Here is a 17,685-nt window from a genome sequence, read left to right on the forward strand (position 1 = left end):
GACCCCGCACAGCTGTCCCGGCGCGGGCACCGCCCGCGGCCGTGTGGCGCGCATTCGGTCGCAGCAGCCCGATGATCCCCCGACGAAAGGCGATCCTCATGATCACTCGCGAGAACCTCGACCGGCTCGACGGCATCGACGTGTACGGCGTCGACGGCTCGAAGATCGGCTCCGCCGGCCAGGTCTACCTCGACGCGCAGACCGGCGCCCCCGAGTGGGTGACCGTCCGCGCCGCGAGGAACTACGGATCGAGCGCGAGCCCGTCCCCGATCACCAGCGCGGCATGGTCGAGGACCCGGACGTCTTCGGGGCACCGGGACAGTTCGACGGCCCGGACGGCGGCGTCGTCTTCGAGGTCACCCTGCACGAGGAGAGGCCGCTGGTGACCACCGAGATCGTTCCGGTGGAACGGGTCCGGCTGACCAAGCTCGTGCGCAACGACCAGCACGTCCTCACCGGGCAGGTCCGCAAGGAGCGCATCGACGCCGAGCTGACCGGCGAGCGGCCCACGCCCCTGCAGTAGCCCGCTCAGCGGCGCAGAATCGCCGTCGGGCCCACCGCCAGGTACGGCGTGCCGGCCGCCGGGGTGAAGCCCAGCGTGTACGTGCCCGGGTCGGCCCGCCCGTCGCCGGTGACGTCGGCGGCCGCCGGCAGCTTCACCACCACGCTGGTGTCGCTGACGACGACCACGCCGGACGGCGCGGCGTTCAGCGCGGTCCGGTCCGCCACGCGGGGCAGCGGCACGGTCGCCGGCCCGGTGAGCTGCCAGCCGGTGGTGTCGCGCAGGCCGATGCCGGTGACCGTCACCAGGCCGCCGGTCAGCGCCACCGTGCTGGGCCGCAGCGAGGTGACGCCGGCGGCGTACCGGCCGGGCGCCTCGACCGGCGCGGCGGCCACGCCGCCGCGGGACAGCACCACCACGGGCCGGGTGCCGGGTGCGCCGGCCGGCGCGAGCACCCGCAGCGTCGAGGCGTCCAGCCAGGTGACGCCCGTGGACCGGCCGTTGACGGACACCGTGATCCCGGCCGCCCGGAAGGCGGCGAGGTCGGCGCCGAAGCCGGTGCCGGTCAGCGTCAGCGGGTCGCCGCCGCGGGCCCGCAGTTCCGCCGCGGAGGCCACCGTGGGCGGCGGCACGCAGCCGAAGCCGGGCGAGGTGGCGGTCACGCGGTTCAGGGCGTACCGCGTGGCGGTGGGCGCGACGTCGCACCGCACGCCCCAGGCGCCGAAGCTGCCGCTGTTGCCGGTCAGGGTCAGCCGGTCCACCGCGGTGTGCAGCCGGATCAGGCTGGCCGGTGCGAGCCGGGCGGTGCGGCCGTTGACCACCACGTTGCCGGTGACCGTCAGGTCGGACAGCGGCCCGTTGTCCACGTCGATGCCGGCGTAGGCGCTGCCCGTGCCGGTGATCGAGTTGCCGGAGACGGTGACCCGGGAGGCGTACACCGAGATGCCGGCGAACATGTCGGCGGTGTCGATCGAGCGGGGCCGCACGACGTACGGGTTGTTGCCGAGAAACCCGTTGGTGATCTTGTTCGAGACCACCTGTACCCCCGGCACCTGCACCTTCACCGCGCGCTTGGCGCATCCGGTGAACGTGTTCCCGGTGATCAGCGTGTGGGCGTCCGGCTCCACGGTGGCGCCGTTGCCCTGCACCACCAGGCAGTCGCCGTCGTCCTTGGGACCGACGTTGCGGATCGTGGATCCGCGCACCGTCACGTTGCGCGGGATGGTCTGCCCGGGGCCGGAGGAGATCAGCACCCCGCGGGCGACCGGGTAGTCCCACGCACCCGGCGGACCCGGCGGCACCGGCGGCGAGACGGTGTCCAGGCTGCCGGAGGCGTCGTCGATGCGCACCTCGTCGTGGTAGATCACCCTGGTGGTGGTGTCGGACGGGTTGCGCTGCGACCAGTCCCACTTGTAGATGCCGAACTTCAGGTACGGCGGCACCGCGTCGTTGACCGTGTTCGGCCCGACCGTGCGGTAGACCAGCTGCCGGTTCTTGTAGACCTCGAGCAGCGGCTTCTGCGCCGTCGACCAGCCCCAGCGGATGTGGAACGCCCAGTCGGTCCACTTGCCCTTGTCCGCCGCGTAGTCGCCGAGGATCTTCTCCTCCTGCTGGCGCGGCTTCGCGTGGTACATCTTGCTGTTGTCGGTGCACGGATCCGCGTCCCACCAGCGGTGCAGCTGCCACTGGCCGTTCTTGGTCAGCAGCGCCAGCGGCGGCGAGATGGTGGCGGTGGCCTCGCAGGCGTCCGGGCTGTTGTGCCACTGCACCACGGCCTCGGCCGAGCGGTCCACGGCGTAGTCCTCGGGGCCGCCCGCGGGCAGCAGGACGCTCACGCCGTACCAGCGCTCCACGAACGAGCTGTCGGCACGGCGGGTGAGCTCGGAGCGGCTGCCGCCGTAGATCGCCGGGTCGGTGGCGTGCAGCTCGCTGCGCCAGGCGTGGCTGCCGGCGCGCACCGGCGAGGTCACCAGCGACCGGGACCGCTGGTGGACCGGGTCGACCTGGCCGGCGTCGACCGGCGGCTGGTAGCCGGCCGGGGCGTCGTAGGCGTTGTGCCGCCACCAGCCGTTGGTGGCCACCGGGATGCTGTCGGTGTCGAACGCGGCGGTGGTCGTCACGTTGGGGCTGGAGCTGCCGACGGCGCGGACGCCGTCGACGACGACCCGGTCGAGCAGCACGTTGCTGGTGTTGCCGGCGACGTGGATGCCGGCGACCGTCTGCCGGGCGTTCGCGGCGAAGCCGTTCGCCGCCGGGTCGCGCGGGGTGGCGACGGCCTTGACCGTGACGCTGGTCAGCTTCACGTCGGTGGCGCCGGCCGCCACGGTGATGCCGCGCACCACGCGGTCGCGCCCGTCGACGGTCAGCGAGCTGACCGTCGCGCCGCGGGCCACGCTGAGCAGGTTGAAGCCATGGTCGGCGGCGGCGAGCACCGCGCCGGAACCGGTGAGGGTGGTGCCGGCGCCCACGGTCAGCCGGTCGGGCAGGACCTCGTAGGTGCCGGCGGCGACGCGGACCACGCCGTTGCCCGCGTCGGCCGCGGCCCGCAGGGCGCCGGCGAACGCGGCCGTGTCGTCGCGGCCGTCCGAGGGGAGCGCCCCGTAGGTGGCGGGGCTGAAGACCGGGGGCGTGGTGGCTGCCGCGGCCGGCACGGCCGCCCCGGCGAGCGCCACCGTGACGGCGGCGGGCACCGCCAGGCTCCGGTGCGGCCGCGGGCGCCGGGTCGTGCTGTGTGCGGCCTTCATGGGTCCTCCTCCGGATCTCCGCGGGGCCCCATCGTCCGGCGGCACGGTGACCTGAGGGTTGTCGGCGACGCACTCTCCGGCGACCCGGCCGTCGCGCCCCGGGACGGTCAGAGATAGGCTCGCGACGGCTCGGTACCGGCGTCCGACGGCGACCTCGGCGGGTTCTTCCTCCGCTCCCGAAGCTTCCGGACGAACAGGCGTACTGCCGTGACGGCGGCGGCGATCCCGCCCGCGCCGCCGAGCGCGGCGACCATGGCCACGGTGGCGGTGCCACCCTGCAACAACCGGTCCGTGAGGGACACGGACGGCCCCCCGCGGGTGGACAAGGACGAATAGCTCCCGTACCCGTCGACCTCGCGGCCGTCCACAGTGCCGGAGAGTTCCACCGTTGCGAGGATGGTCACCGGGTCGTTGCTGACGGGTTGCAACGACAGGTCACGGCGTTCGTCGATCCCGTCGGCGAGTCGCACCTTCATGGTCGTACAGCTCTCGTCCGCCGTCGCACCGCCGGTGGCCCTGAGGCAGATCTCGAGGGTGCCGTCCGGCGCCAGTCCCGCCGGCAACGGGGGCGCGACCGCGGCGACGTCGACGGCGAGGCTCGACGGGCGTCCACGGCGGAGCTTCCCGACGTCGCCGGCCGCCCGTACCCGCGCGCTCCTGGCCACGGCGTACAGCCAACTCGCACCGGCCTGCTCCCGCCGGCTCCCGCCGACCTCCACCAGGTGACTCACCGGCGCGGCCTCCGGGCCGCCCGCGCGCGTGACGACGGCGGTGAAGCCGAGCGGCCCCGGCTTCTCGGCCGACACCTGCCAGGTGAACGACACCTTCCTCGCGGAAGCCGCCAGCTCGCGCCGGATGACGCCCGAGGGTGCGTGGGACGCGGCTCCGCCCGGCACGGACTCGAGCTTCGCCTCCAGCACGCACCCCGCACCGGCCCGGCCCGCCGCCAGGCTGCCCGCCAGTTCGAGGGTGAACGGCTCACCCGCGTACGCATGCGACTCCACGAACCGCATTCCCCACACGCCGCAGCGACCGAGGTCCTGCCGAGGCGGCGGGCCGGAAGACGGCTGCGGCGCGCTGGGCCGAAAAGCGACGGAGGGACCGCTGGAGGTCCTCGCCACCATGCCCGGGAGCAGCCACAATGCCAGGAACAGGACAGCGGCGAGCACCAGCCACAGCCGGACAGTGCTCTCGACCAGTCCACGAGGGCGCGGGAACGCGTGTCGTTCGAGCCGTCCCGGTGGGACGCCACGCGCGACTCTGCGGAGTGCTCTCTCGGCTTCGACGGCGCTCAGCCGGTCGCCCGGCGCGCGCCGCAGCAGCCCGGCGAGGACGGGGGTCAGGTCGGCGGCGAGCCGGGGCGGAGCGGGCGGCTCGGTGGCCAGCGCCACCAGGGTGGCCATCGCGCTCTCCCGCGCGTGCGGCGGACGTCCCTCCACCGCCGCGTAGAGGGTGGCGCCGAGCGCCCACAGGTCGGATTCCACGGTGGCCACACCGTCGCGGGCGCGCTCCGGGGAGACGAACGGCACAGAGCCGATGAAGAGGCCCCGACCCGAGCCGGGCGCGTCCTCCAGGAACGACACGGTCAGCCCGAAGATCGTCAGGACCCGCCCGCCCTCGCCGAGCAGCACGTGGTGCGGGCTCAGATCCCCGTGCCGCAAGCCGATCCGGTGCGCGGCCGCCAGCGCGCCCAGCACCTCCACGCCGATCCGGGCGGCGTCGGCCGGGGCCAACGGGCCGTCCTCCACGATCACCCGGTGCAGGGAGCGGGGCGGGACGACATCCGTCACGATCCAGGGCCGGCCCCGGACCTGGATCACGTCGTGGATCCGTAACGCAGCCGGGTGGTCGAGCCGGCCGGCGCTGCGGGCCGCCCAGGCCGTGCGGTCGCCGAGGCGGCCCTTGTCCTCGTCGCTCAGCCACCCGGGCGCGACGAGCTCCCAGATGGCCACCTCACGGCCGGCCACCAGGTCTCGGGCCCGCCAGCCGCGGCACATACCCACCGTGCCGGTCCGCTCGAGGAGACGGTACCGACTCGCGATGAACTCCCCCCGCGCGGCCATGGGCTGAATGCCACCACTTCTCCAGCGGTCGCCATGCGACCTTCCGTATCGCCTCCCACCAGAATGGCCGCCGTTCGGGCCTCTTGTCCCGCCGCGGCCGGGAAGGAGAGTCGACTGTCGGGTGGTTGACACCTGACGTGGCAGTACGGCAAGCAGCCGCCCGGCGGCTACGACGCTGGGCGGCTGCGGTGCCGTCGGCAGGAGGGTCAGGCGCCGCCGGAGCGGAAGGCGACCCAGGCGTCGCTCATCCGGTCGGCCTGGCCGGCGGTGAACAGGTTCATGCACGAGTCCTGCGAGTAGTCCATGAAGTTGTGGATCGGGTCGGCTCCCGGCGCGGCGCACGAGTCGGCGCCCACCGGGCAGTCGAACTGCGGGATCGCCTCCGGCGCGGTGTCGGCCACGAAGTCGCCCGAGGCGGCGCAGCCGTGCGCGAAGGTGTGTTCCAGCATCAGCCAGTGACCGACCTCGTGGGTCAGGGTGTCGCCCTCGGCGTACTTGCCGGCCGTCCCGCCCGGCATCGACTCGTCGAGCAGGACCACGCCGTCGAGGTAGTCACGGCCGTTGTTGTAGCCCTTGGGGAAGTACGCCCACCCGAGCAGTCCGTCGCCGATGTTGGCCGCGTACACGTTCAGCGTCCGCGCGTCCCCGGTGTAGAGAGCCTTCTTCATGTCCCGCTCGTTCCTGCCCGGCACGACGGTGTACCACGCCGGGTTCACCGTCCACGTGGTGCGGGTCAGCGAGAACCGGAACGGGGTGTCGGCGGCGCCCGGTGCGGTGCGTCCGGTGTACGAGTCGTTCAGGACCGTCATCTGCGCCGCGATCATCGAGTTCCAGCGGTTCTTGTCGGCGGCGGTGAACGGGCGGTCGGAGACCATGTGGAAGACCGTGGGAATGGTGACGGTGCCGTTCGGCAGCCGGGGTGCGTCCTTGATGACCCCGTAGGCGTTGGCCTCGTTCTTCGGGTACAGCGCGGGTTCCTGTGCCGTCGCCCCGGCACGTACGCGGGCCACGCTGTCCGCGGCGCAGGCCGCGACGCCGGGGGACGCCGCCGCGTACGCCAGCCCGGGCGGGCCACCGGTCGCCACGACGGACGCGGTCGCGACGGTCAGGAGGGCCAGCCGCCGCCTCCATGATGTGGGCATCGTTGTGTACCTTCCCTCGAGCTGAACCGGCCGGACGGCGTCACCGCGACAGGGATGCGTACCGGTGTCGCACCGTGATGGCCGGGCCGGCGACCACGAACAGACCGTAGGCGTGATCCAGATCTCCCCACGGGGGCGCTCCGGGCAGAGTGCGACGCCTTTCAGCTGCGGAGACTCGTACGATCGGTCGGCCAGCGATCGGCCGGACGGACAACGGCCGCGCCGGGTGTGCCCGGTTCCCGATAGTGCGATCACGGACGGCCTCCGGCGCTCATAGCCTGAACCTTCCGATCACGACGCGCACCCCGGGGTGGTCCGCATGCCACGAGCCGCAGCCGTCCTTCCGGCCCAGTTGAGCGTCTTCTGCCTCGACCCGGCGAGCGGCACCGCGGCCGGCCGCGGGTTGCCGGTCTACGCCGAGGTGCAGTTCCCGGCGGCGGCACCCGGCGAGCCGCTCGCCGGGTTCAACTTCGACGACTTCGTGGCGGCCTTCCGGGACGCCGACCCGGACGAGCGGGACGACGCGGCCGTCGCCCGCGACTGCTGGGACGCGTTCCGCCCGGCCGTGGCGGCGACGCTGTCCGCCACGGTCGCCGCCGGCCTCGCCGGCGACCGCGCCGCGGGCCGGGCGTTCGCCGCGGAGGCGATCCGGCACGCGGTCGGCGAGGCCGGCCGGCTGGGCGCCGTGCCACCGGGGCGGCTACCGGGCCTGATCGAGGCGGCGGTCCGCGCGGTGGCCCGGGAGCGCGGGCTCGACCTCCGGGTCGCCGGCGAGGAGCCGCGCGGCTGGGCGTACCCGCTCGGCGTGCTGGCCAGCGACCACTGCGGCTACCTGTCGTTCGACCTGACCCGCCTGCCCACGCCCGTGCGGGCGGCGATCGGCGAGGCCATGCAGGTGCGGCGGCAGTCGCCCGGCGGGCCCCGCGACGTCGCGGTCTGGCTGGTGGCGGCCGGCTCCCCGGACCGGGTGGACGCCCTCGTGGACGGCCGCTTCGCCGAGGCCGCCATCGTCGCCCGCCTGCCCGCGCCGGCCCCGCCGCTGCTGGACCGGCTCCGCGGGGCGGGACTGCCGGCGATCCAGCGACCGAGCCTGGCCGACTGGCGGCTCTCCCCCGGCTCGTTCGCGGCCACCCTTCCGGCGGTCTTCGGCGACCACGGCTGCGAGAAGATGCTGCCGGCCAGCCTGGCCGTCCAGGCGTACCAGTTGCAGCAGGCGGTGCTGCTCACCGACGTGACGGCGCCCGCGGACCCGGTACGCCTGGGCGTGGTGCACGAGTACGCCATCCGCTGGTTCCAGCTCGGCCACTCCCTCGGCGGGATCGTGCACAGTGTGCCGCTCGCGCCCGGCGAGTCGGTCAACCTCGCGGTCATCGACTGGTCCCGGGCCGACGACGCGACCCGCGACGAGGACACCAAGGTGACCGAGCACCTGCTGCACGACCAGCGGCGGGACCGCACCATCACGGAGACGGTGGACGCCGCGCTCAGCGAGTACCAGGGCGGTTCGAGCTCGATGGCCGGGCTGGCGGGGTCCGCGGGGGCGTCCGGCAGCATGGTCGTGGCGGGCGCGGCCGTCGGCCTCAGCGGGGCGATCGGCGGGGCGTCCTCGCAGTCGCGGGGCCGGCGGGACCTCGGTTCCCAGACCGTGCAGCGGGTCAGCGACCACATCACCCAGGCGAGCAGCGCCGTACGGGAACTGCGCAGCACGGTGGTCGTCCACTCGACGCAGGCCGAGCGGGAGGCCATCGAGACCCGCACGGTCGTCAACTACAACCACGCGCACGCCCTGACCGTCCTCTACTACGAGGTGCTGCGCCACTTCCGGGTGGCCACCACGCTGGAGCGCGAGCGCCCGGCGGTCTTCGTCCGGACCCGGGTGGACTGGTTCGACGGCACCGACGAGGTGGCCACGGCGGTCGCCGCCCGGTACGCCGGGGCGATCCGGGCCGCGCTGCTCGACCCGGCGCTGTCCGGCCACGTCGACGCCCTCGTCCGTACGGTGCACCGCCGGCAGGTGCGCGCGGCCCAGCCGGCACCGCCGGCCCGCCCGGAGGCGCCGCTGGTCTACTTCCGGTTCGCCATCCGCACCGGCGGCGTGAGCGCGACCGGCGGCAGCAACCAGCGGGTCGAGATCCGCGGCACGTTCATCGGTCCCGGCGGTGCGACCGGACTGGTCAACCGGGCCCTCGGGGACATCGACACGCTCGGCTACCCGGGCGCCTTCGAGGCGACCGACCACACCTACGTCTTCGTCGCCGGGGTCACGCCGGCGCCGCCGCGCCACGGCTCCGTGCCGTGGCGGGACGTGGACGCGATCGCCCTGGGCGTCGCGCCGGAGAACTGCGACGTCGGTATCCAGCGGATCACGCTGACCGCCCGGGACGCCGACGGCCAGGATCACCCCCTGCTGGACGTGGACTACCGCGGATCCGGCGGCGACCTGTTCGTCACCCAGCCGACGTCGATCCTGCTGCCGCTGAACCGCCCGGCGGCGCCGCCGCCCGCCGCGCCGCCCGCCGAGGAGCTGGACGACCTGGCCCGTGCGGACCACCTCCTGGCGCACCTGCGCGCCAACCCCCTGCACTACGGCCGTGCGCTGCTGGTGGCACTCGGCCCGGCGGAGCGGGAGCGGTGGCTGGCCGGCATCCGCCTGCCCGACAACTCCAGCGTGCTGGAGCACGTGGAGAACCGGCTGGTGGAGTTCGCCGGCCCATGGGTGTGCCTGCCCTGCACGGACCCGGCCTGGTCGGACCGGATCCGCCAGGCCGGCGGCGAGCTGCCGCCGGACCCGCCGGTCGAGGAGCTGGTCACGTTGCCGGCGCGCGGGGCGTTCGCCGAGGCGCGGCTCGGTCACTGCAGCGCGGCCGAGGAGATCGACAACTCCCGGTTCTGGGACTGGCAGAGCTCGCCGATCCCGCACCTGGCCCCGGAGATCGCCGCGGTGCAGCCGGTGCAACCGCAGCCGCAGAACCCGGACCTGACCCCGGGCCCGCTGCCCGCTCCGGTGGTGAACATCGTCAACCCGGCGCCCGCGCCCGACCCGACCGGGACGGCCGCCGCGCTGGCGGCGCTCGCCACCCCGAACGTCTTCCGCGACATGTCCGGCCGCGCCGAGGTGGCCGACCTGCTCAAACGGCTGTCGGACAACACGATCGGCATCGCCGAGGCGGCCAACGTGGCCCGCCGCATCCAAGGGGGCACGGGCGGCGGCGGGGCCGGCGGGTACGGCGGCGGGTACGGCGGGACGGGCGCGGGCGGCATCGGCGGCCAGCGCTCGGGCCCCCAGCAGCCGTCCGCGGTCAACCGCGACCTCCAGGATCTGCGCCGCACCCTGGGCCAGGCACAGGACTCCGGCTACCTCACGCCGGAGGAGGCCCGGGCCGCGTACGGGCAGGCGGTGCAGAACGCGCTGACCCCCGGCGACCTGGCGCAGGTGGACACCCGCTACACCCCGCCGGCCGGGACGAGGAACTCGCTCCTGGGCCTCATCGGCGAGCAGAACCTCGCGGACGCGCTGACCGCCACGGGGCTGACCGTCTTCCACGACTGGAGCAAGAACGTCAACGCCAACGGGGTGGACCTGATCGCCTACGACCCGGCGACGAAGACGGTGTGGCTGGTCGACAACAAGGCCCAGCTGAAGGGCATCTCCGGTGCGGCCGCGCTGACCGGGTCGCAGTACACCCGGAACCTCGCCGACGCGCGCCGGTTCCTGGCCGACGTCTACCCGAACCGGGCGGCCGCGGTGCCGGCCGTGGAGGCCATCGACGCCGGCCGGGTCAACCGGGTGGTCGGCAACGCCTGGGCCGGCGCGGAGACCCGCTTCACCCAGGCGGTCTTCGACGGCGGCCTGCACGTGTTCGACGTACGCCTGATGCGGCTGTTCGCCCCCGGCGAGCGGGCGGCCTGGCTCGACGCGTTCACCAAGCTCCCCCGCGGGGCGATCAAGCGGGCGGTCCGCGGCACGGCCGTGCTGGACGGGGTGCTGCTCGTGCTGGCCGTGGCGGAAGGAGCCAGCTACCTGGCCCGCGGCGACCTGCGCGGCGCGCTGGTGGTGGCCGGCGAGGTGGCCACCGAGATGACCTTCGGCACGCTGCTGAGCAAGCTGCCCGGCGGCCTGTTCGCCGGCTTCGCGCTGGGCATCAAGCCGGACAACTGGCGCGAGCGCGAACGCGAGGAGCGCATCGCCTACCTGACCGGCAGGATCCCCGACTACGCCAGCCGGCCGCAGGCCGAGCGCGACCAGATCCACGACGCGCTGCAGGCGATGCTGGAACACCCGCTGGAGGTCCAGCTCCCGCCGCCGGTGGCGCCGCCACCGCGCAACGTGGCGCCCACCCTGTGGTTCCCCTACAAACCGGACTGGGCGTGAGCGACCCCGCACCATCCCCGGATTCCATCGCCATGGGTAAATATCTCATGGCGTGACCGTAACCCGGTCGTCACGACGGCGCCGCCGGAAGTCGCGGAACCGCCCCGCCGCGCAGGAAAGAGAGCGCTCTCTTCCCGCGCATGCGAAATAACAACCTTTGGGAGCCATTTCAATACTTGCATTCCTCGATATGTGGTTCATACGGTGATGACCATTCGATGAACGGATCTGGCCGTTTGGTCATCGTCCTGTGGCCGAACGGCGGTTCCGCCGGGGAGGCAAGATGTCAAGAGCTCACAGGCGTACGCGACCGCGGATGCCGGTGCGGGCGACGATCGCCACCATGACCGCCGCCGGTGTGATCATCGGCGGTACCGCGACCGCCACGGCGGCACCCACGCCGCCGAGCCCCGCGCCGGACGCCGGTCAGGCCCGCCGCCTGGCCGCCGAGGTCGCCGGCGACCTGGTCGCCGGCCGTCCGGCCTACCTGCACGCCAGCGCGAACGACGCGTTCACCGCGAAGCCGGTGCTCTCGTCCGGGCCGCTGCAGTTCGTGCCGTACGAGCGCACGCACCGGGGCCTGCCCGTGGTCGGCGGCGACTTCGTCGTGGTCACCGACTCGTCGGGCCACACGCGGTACACGTCGGTGGCCCAGAAGCGGCCGATCGGCGACATCTCGCTCACGCCGACGATCACGGCGGCCCGCGCGGAGAAGGTGGCGCGCGGTCAACTGCCGACGGTGACCGGGACGGAGGACACCCGCCTGGTGGTGTTCGCGCTGTCCGGCACGCCGCGGCTGGCCTGGCAGAGCACGGTCGTCGGCCGTGACCAGGACGGACCCAGCCGGCTGACCGTCGAGGTGGACGCCGCGAGCGGCGCGGTGCTGCACACCCAGGACCACGTGGTGCACGGCAGCGGCACCGGCGCCCTGAACGGCCCGAGCCCGCTCAAGCTCGAGACGACCTCGTCCGGCGGCACCTTCTCGATGACGGACCCGAAGACCAGGAACTTGTCGTGCCAGGACTACGACGGCAACAAGACCTTCGAGGGCCCGGACGACGAGTGGGGCGACGGCAAGGCCGACAGCCGGGAGACCGGCTGCACCGACGCGCTGTTCGTCGCGCAGACCCAGGCGAAGATGCTCACCGAGTGGCTGGGCCGCGACGGCATGGACGGCGAGGGCGGCGCCTGGCCGATCCGCATCGGCCTGGACGACCAGAACGCCTTCTACGACGGCACCCAGGTGGTGCTCGGGCACAACGCCGACGGCGGCTGGGTGGCCTCGCTCGACGTGGTCGGCCACGAGATCGGGCACGGCATCGACGACCACACCCCCGGCGGCATCTCCGGCAAGGGCACGCAGGAGTTCGTCGCCGACACCTTCGGCGCGATGACCGAGTGGTACGCCAACGAGCCGCAGGAGTTCGACGCACCGGACTACACCGTCGGCGAGGCCGTCGACCTGATCGGCCGGGGCCCGATCCGCAACATGTACGACCCGTCCAAGGTGGGCCACGACAACTGCTACTCCGGCAGCACCGACGACGACGAGGTCCACGCGGCCGCCGGGCCGGGCAACCACTGGTTCTATCTGCTCGCCGAGGGCAGCAAGCCGACCAACGGCCAGCCGGAGAGCCCCACGTGCAACAACTCCTCGGTCACCGGTGTCGGCCTGCAGAAGGCAGCGAAGATCATGTACACCGCGATGCTGATGAAGACCTCCGACGCCTCGTACCCGGCGTACCGGACCTGGACGCTGCGGGCGGCCAAGGATCTCTTCGCCGGCAGCTGCGCCGAGTTCGACACCGTGAAGGCAGCCTGGGACGCGGTCAGCGTCCGGGCCCGGTCGGGCGACCCGACCTGCTCGGCCTGAGCCGACGCGCACCTCGGGGAACCGCGGCGGGCGTCCGACCGGACGCCCGCCGCGGCACGTCCGCGGTCAGCCCCGCTGCGCCCAGTCGCCCAGGGTCCAGTCCCGGACCTCCGGCAGGTCCTCCAGGTGCTCCACCACGTACGCCTCGTGCCGCTCGAGCTGCTTCTCGCACCAGGCCTTCAGGTCGGCGGCCCCGCGCGGCAGCCGCCGGGCGTTGTTGATGGCGTCCATCACCAGGTGGTAGCGCGAGGCCCGGTTGCGCACGGTCATGTCGAACGGGGTGGTCGTGGTGCCCTGCTCGATGAACCCGCGCACCCGGAACCGGTCGGCGTCCGGCCGGCCGTGGACCAGCTGGTGGATCGCCCCGGGATAGCCGTGGAAGGAGAAGACCACGTCCACGGTGTCGGTGAACAGCTCGGTGAACAGCGTCTCGCTCATGCCGTGCGGGTGGTCCTTCGGCCGGATCAGGGTCATCAGGTCGACCACGTTGACCACCCGGACCTTGAACCCGGGCAGCCGCTCCCGCAGGATCTGCGCGGCGGCGACCGTCTCCATCGTCACCACGTCGCCGGCGCAGGCCAGCACGATGTCGGGGTCGCTGGTGCCGTCGTCGGTGCCGGCCCAGTCCCAGATCCCGGCGCCGCGGGCGCAGTGCTCGGTCGCCTGGTCCATCGTCAGGTACTGCAGCTGCGGCTGTTTGTCGATGACGATCAGGTTGATGTACGAGCGCGAGCGCAGGCAGTGGTCGGCGACCGAGAGCAGGCAGTTGGCGTCCGGCGGCAGGTAGACGCGGGCGACGTCGCCGCGCTGGGTCAGCACCACCTGGATGAGGCCCGGCCCCTGGTGGGAGAAGCCGTTGTGGTCGTTGCGCCACGCCGTCGAGGTGAGCAGCACGTTGAGGCTCGGGACCGGGGCACGCCAGGGCAGCTGCCGGGCCTCCTGGAGCCACTTGCCGTGCTGGACCGTCTGCGAGGCGCTGACCATGGCGAACGCCTCGTACGTGGCGAACATGCCGTGCCGGCCGGTGAGCGTGTACCCCTCGAGCCAGCCGTGGCAGCTGTGCTCGCTCAGTACCTCCATCACCCGCCCGTCCGGGCCGATCGCCACATCGCCACCGACGACGTTCTCCATGAACGCCCGGTCGGACACCTCGAACACGGCGCCGAGGCGGTTGCTGTTCGTCTCGTCCGGGCAGAACAGCCGGAACCGGTCCGGGTTGCGGGCGTAGATGTCGCGCATGAGCTCGCCGAGCTTGCGGGTGGACTCCGCCCGGCTCTCCGCGGGCCGCGACACGGGCACCGCGTAGTCGCGGAAGTCCGGCAGGTCCAGATCCCTGGTGAGCAACCCCCCCGTTGGCGTGCGGGACGGCGCTCATCCGCAGGTCACCCTCCGGTGCCAGCTCCCGGACGCGAGCGGTGGGCGCGCCGGTCGCATCGAACAGCTCCTCCGGACCGTACGACCGGAGCCAGCGCTCCAGCAGCGCCAGGTGTTCCGGGTTGTCGCGGACGCCGGCCAGCGGCACCTGGTGCGAGCGCCACGTGCCGGTGACCTGGACCCCGTCGACCTGCTCGGGCCCGGTCCAGCCCTTGGGCGAGCGCAGCACGATCAGCGGCCAGACGGGACGGCCGCCGGCCCGCTCCCCCGCCCGGGCCGCCGTCTGAATCTCGCGGATCCGGCCCCACGCCTGTGACAGGGCCGCCGCGAACCGGCGGTGCATGCCGGGCAGGTCGTCGCCCTCGACCTCGATGACGTCGTAGCCGTGGCCGCGCAGCAGGGCGCGCACCTCGTCCGGGTCCTTGCGGGCCAGCACCGTCGGACCGGAGATCTTGGCGCCGTTGAGGTGCAGGACCGGCAGCACCGCGCCGTCCCGGGCAGGGTTGAGGAACGAGATGCCCTTCCACGATCCCTCCAGCGGGCCGGTCTCCGCCTCGCCGTCGCCCACCACCGCGACCGCCAGCAGGTCCGGGTTGTCCATCACCGCGCCGAACGCGTGCACCAGCACGTACCCCAGCTCGCCACCCTCGTGGACGGATCCGGGCGTGGTGACCGAGACGTGGCTCGGTATGCCGCCGGGACTGGAGAACTGGCGGAACAGCCGGGCCATTCCCTGCTCGTCCTGCGACACCCGGGGGTAGATCTCGCTGTAGGTGCCCTCCAGCCACCCGGCGGCGACGAGGGCGGGACCGCCGTGCCCGGGCCCGGCCAGATAGATCGCCTCCTGCCCGGTGTGCCGGATCAACCGGGACACGTGCGCGTAGATCAGCGACAGGCCGGGACTGGTGCCCCAGTGGCCCAGCAGCCGCGGCTTGACGTGCTCGGCGGACAGCGGCTCTCGCAGCAGCGGATTGGCCCTCAGGTAGATCTGCCCGATGGTGAGATAGTTGGCGGCACGCCACCACGCGTCGAGGCGGGCCAGGTCGGTCTCGTCGGGCTCGGCGAGCGTACGCAACAGATCCGGGGCAACCGTGGTCACGGCGATTCCTTCCGCAGGACGGGTCCTCGCCCCACCCTAGGCGCGCCGCGGACGCCTGTCCCAGGGTCGCTCGACGCGGCCGCCGGGACCTTCGGCCCTACCCCCGCGCGCAGGCGATTCACGTTTCCGCCACTTTTCTCCCGGCATGACAACGTCCGATGAAGACCCGTCGACATCCCTGGCCGGCGGTCGGCGGCCGGGTGAGGGTGGAGCCATGAGACGCATCGGGATGATGGCTTCGATCGTGGTCGCCGCCCTGGGCGCCGCCCTCGCCGGTCCGTCCGCGGCGGCGTCCGCCGGGCCCGCCTGTCAGCCCGGTGGCCCGCTGACCGTGGACGGCGAGACCGCATACGCCGTCACCACCGAGCCGGGGGTGGCCGTCTGCCACCCGTTCGAGGGCCGGATCGGGCAGGACCTCGCCATCGGCCTCTACATCCCGCTCGACGACGGCAGCTGGCGCGGCTATGCGAGCCGCGCGACGGTGCTCGATCCCGGCGGCGCCGTCGTGGCGGTGTTCAGTGCCGAGAGCCCGCAGGTGCGGCCGACGTTCCGGGTGCCGGTGCCGACCCTGTCCCGCGACGGCACGTACACGCTGGTGCTGGCGCCGATCCAGGCCACGTCCACCCTGCGGGTCGCAGCCGCCGTCTCGGCACGCCAGGTGGCCGGCACGACCCGGGTCGACGGCCCCGGCCGGCAGGTGCGCTACGACCGGGTCGGCCAGGACAAGGACCTGCGCTTCGCGGGTACGCCGGAGCAGTTCGTCGCCCTGCGCGTCACCGACGTCGCCATGGCCACCCGCGAGGCCGGCGCGACCCCCGGGCTGTGGATCGAGGTGCGCCGGGCACAGAGCGACGCCGTCGCCTATCGCGGCGTGGTGTCCGGCCCGGGCGACGTCACCGTCGGGCCGCTGCGCGAGGCCGGCGACTTCACCGTCCGCACCTGGCCGCTGGACGGGTCCCTCGGCCGCGCCACGGTCGGCATCGTGACCTCCCGGCCCTAGAACCCGCATCGCCCTCATTGCCGACGGCGTAGGGCCATTTTTGTTGACGGGATCGTCGATATCGATGATTGTGAATAGTCAACCGGCCCCGTGTGCGGTGACGCCGGGCCCATCTCGACGATCGAGGTTCCGATGACCAGGTTCACGCTGTCGCGCCGGTCGCGCCTGCGCAGCTCGCTCGCCGCCGCCACGGCCCTCCTGCTGGCCCTGCTCGGCGCTCAGGTGACGGCGCCCGGCGGTGCCGCCGGGGCCGTCCCGGGCCCGGGCGAGCCGGCGTACTACGACGTCACGTCGCCGTCCGCGAGCACCGGCGCGCTGGCCGGCGACCTGGTCCGGGGCGGCTACGACGTGCTGGAAGGGCCGCTGACCGACGGCGTACCGATCCTGGCGACCGCCGCGGACGCCCAGCGGCTGCGGCACCGCGGCCTGACCGTGCGCTACGCCGGTCCCCTGCACCAGCCGGTGCCGGCGTCCTTCCGGGCGGCGGCCGGCACGTACTACGGCGGCTACCACACCACGGCCGGGCACGAGGCCCACCACCAGCAGGTCGCCACGGCCCATCCCGACCTGGTCGTCCTGCGCACCATCGGCCGGTCCTGGCTGAAGACCCAGGGGCGGGGCGGCCACGACATCCAGGCCCTGTGCATCACCAGGATCCAGGCTGGGGACTGCGCGACGAACACCGGCGGCCGGAAGCCGAAGTTCACCCTCATGGCCCAGATGCACGCGCGCGAGCTCGCGACCGGCGAGCTGGCGTACCTGTGGATCGACCACCTGGTGACCAACTACGGCCGGAATGCCGACGTGACGCGGCTGATGGACAGCACCGAGCTGTGGGTCGTCCCGATCGCCAACCCGGACGGCGTGGACATCGTCTCGTCGAACCCGACCCGGCCCGTCTCCCAGCGCAAGAACGCCCACGACAACGGCTGTTCCGGCACCGGTCGCGGCGTCGACCTCAACCGCAACTCGAGCTACCACTGGGACGCCAACCAGGGCACCACGTGCAGCGAGACCTATCCGGGCACCAGCGCGGCCAGCGAGCCGGAGACGCAGGCCATCCAGAGCTTGCTGTCCAGCATCTACCGCGACTCCAAGCCCGGCGCCGACTTCTCGCCGGCGACCACCGACACCACCGGCACGTTCCTCACCCTGCACAGCTTCTCCGAGCTCAACATCTACCCGTACGGCTGGACGAACTCGCTTGCGCCGAACAACGACGACCTCCGGGCCATCGCCACGGCCATGAGCCGGGCCAACCACTACGACGTCGTGCACGGTGACGGCGGCCTGAACTACTTCGCGCCCGGGGCCACCGACGACTGGATCTACGGCACGCTGGGCGTGCCGGGCTACACCATCGAGGTGGGCCCCAGCTCCTCCAGCTGCGGCGGCTTCTTCCCCCGCTATTCGTGCATGGCGGGCTTCTGGAACCTCAACCTGCCCGCCTTCATGGCCTTGGCGAACGCGGCGGCGCGTCCCTACCCGACCGGTAGCTGAGCGGCGCGGCACGGGA

Annotated in this window: 8 protein-coding genes and 1 pseudogene; 5 read left to right on the forward strand and 4 right to left on the reverse strand. The window is 73.2% G+C overall.

Going from position 1 to position 17,685, the window contains the following annotated elements; all coding sequences use genetic code 11:
* Positions 1-214: 214 nt before the first annotated feature.
* On the forward strand, positions 215-523 hold the full coding sequence (locus IEY99_RS07500; RefSeq protein ID WP_189200824.1) for a DUF2382 domain-containing protein: 309 nt from the start codon (positions 215-217) through the stop codon (positions 521-523).
* Between the two features lie 5 nt (positions 524-528).
* On the opposite strand, the gene IEY99_RS07505 is transcribed toward IEY99_RS07500, so the two are convergent.
* The 3 genes from IEY99_RS07505 to IEY99_RS07515 all read right to left on the reverse strand — a co-directional run bounded on the left by IEY99_RS07505 (position 529) and on the right by IEY99_RS07515 (position 6,451).
* Entirely contained in the window at positions 529-3,246 is a 2,718-nt protein-coding gene (locus tag IEY99_RS07505; RefSeq protein ID WP_189200826.1) for a heparin lyase I family protein, read from the reverse strand.
* 107 nt (positions 3,247-3,353) lie between these two features.
* Complete coding sequence (locus IEY99_RS07510; RefSeq protein WP_189200827.1) at positions 3,354-5,309, reverse strand: serine/threonine-protein kinase; 1,956 nt, start codon at positions 5,307-5,309, stop codon at positions 3,354-3,356.
* Positions 5,310-5,515: 206 nt separating this feature from the next.
* Entirely contained in the window at positions 5,516-6,451 is a 936-nt protein-coding gene (locus IEY99_RS07515) for a zinc metalloprotease (protein ID WP_189200829.1), read from the reverse strand.
* A 319-nt stretch (positions 6,452-6,770) separates the two neighbouring features.
* On the opposite strand from IEY99_RS07515, the gene IEY99_RS07520 reads away from it, so the two are divergent.
* Together IEY99_RS07520 and IEY99_RS07525 are read left to right on the forward strand one after the other, a co-directional pair.
* Entirely contained in the window at positions 6,771-10,823 is a 4,053-nt protein-coding gene (locus tag IEY99_RS07520; protein WP_189200831.1) for a hypothetical protein, read from the forward strand.
* Positions 10,824-11,166: 343 nt separating this feature from the next.
* On the forward strand, positions 11,167-12,696 hold the full coding sequence (locus IEY99_RS07525) for a M4 family metallopeptidase (protein ID WP_189202071.1): 1,530 nt from the start codon (positions 11,167-11,169) through the stop codon (positions 12,694-12,696).
* Positions 12,697-12,762: 66 nt separating this feature from the next.
* On the opposite strand, the pseudogene IEY99_RS07530 reads toward IEY99_RS07525, so the two are convergent.
* Positions 12,763-15,169: pseudogene (locus IEY99_RS07530) on the reverse strand (phosphoketolase family protein).
* A gap of 214 nt (positions 15,170-15,383) precedes the next feature.
* Here IEY99_RS07530 and IEY99_RS07535 point away from each other — a divergent pair.
* Together IEY99_RS07535 and IEY99_RS07540 are read left to right on the forward strand one after the other, a co-directional pair.
* On the forward strand, positions 15,384-16,169 hold the full coding sequence (locus IEY99_RS07535; protein ID WP_189200833.1) for a hypothetical protein: 786 nt from the start codon (positions 15,384-15,386) through the stop codon (positions 16,167-16,169).
* Between the two features lie 132 nt (positions 16,170-16,301).
* Entirely contained in the window at positions 16,302-17,669 is a 1,368-nt protein-coding gene (locus tag IEY99_RS07540) for a M14 family zinc carboxypeptidase (RefSeq protein WP_189200835.1), read from the forward strand.
* The last annotated feature ends 16 nt before the right edge of the window (positions 17,670-17,685 follow it).

Origin of the sequence: Couchioplanes azureus (assembly GCF_014648355.1) — a bacterium.
Lineage (GTDB): Bacteria > Actinomycetota > Actinomycetes > Mycobacteriales > Micromonosporaceae > Actinoplanes > Actinoplanes azureus.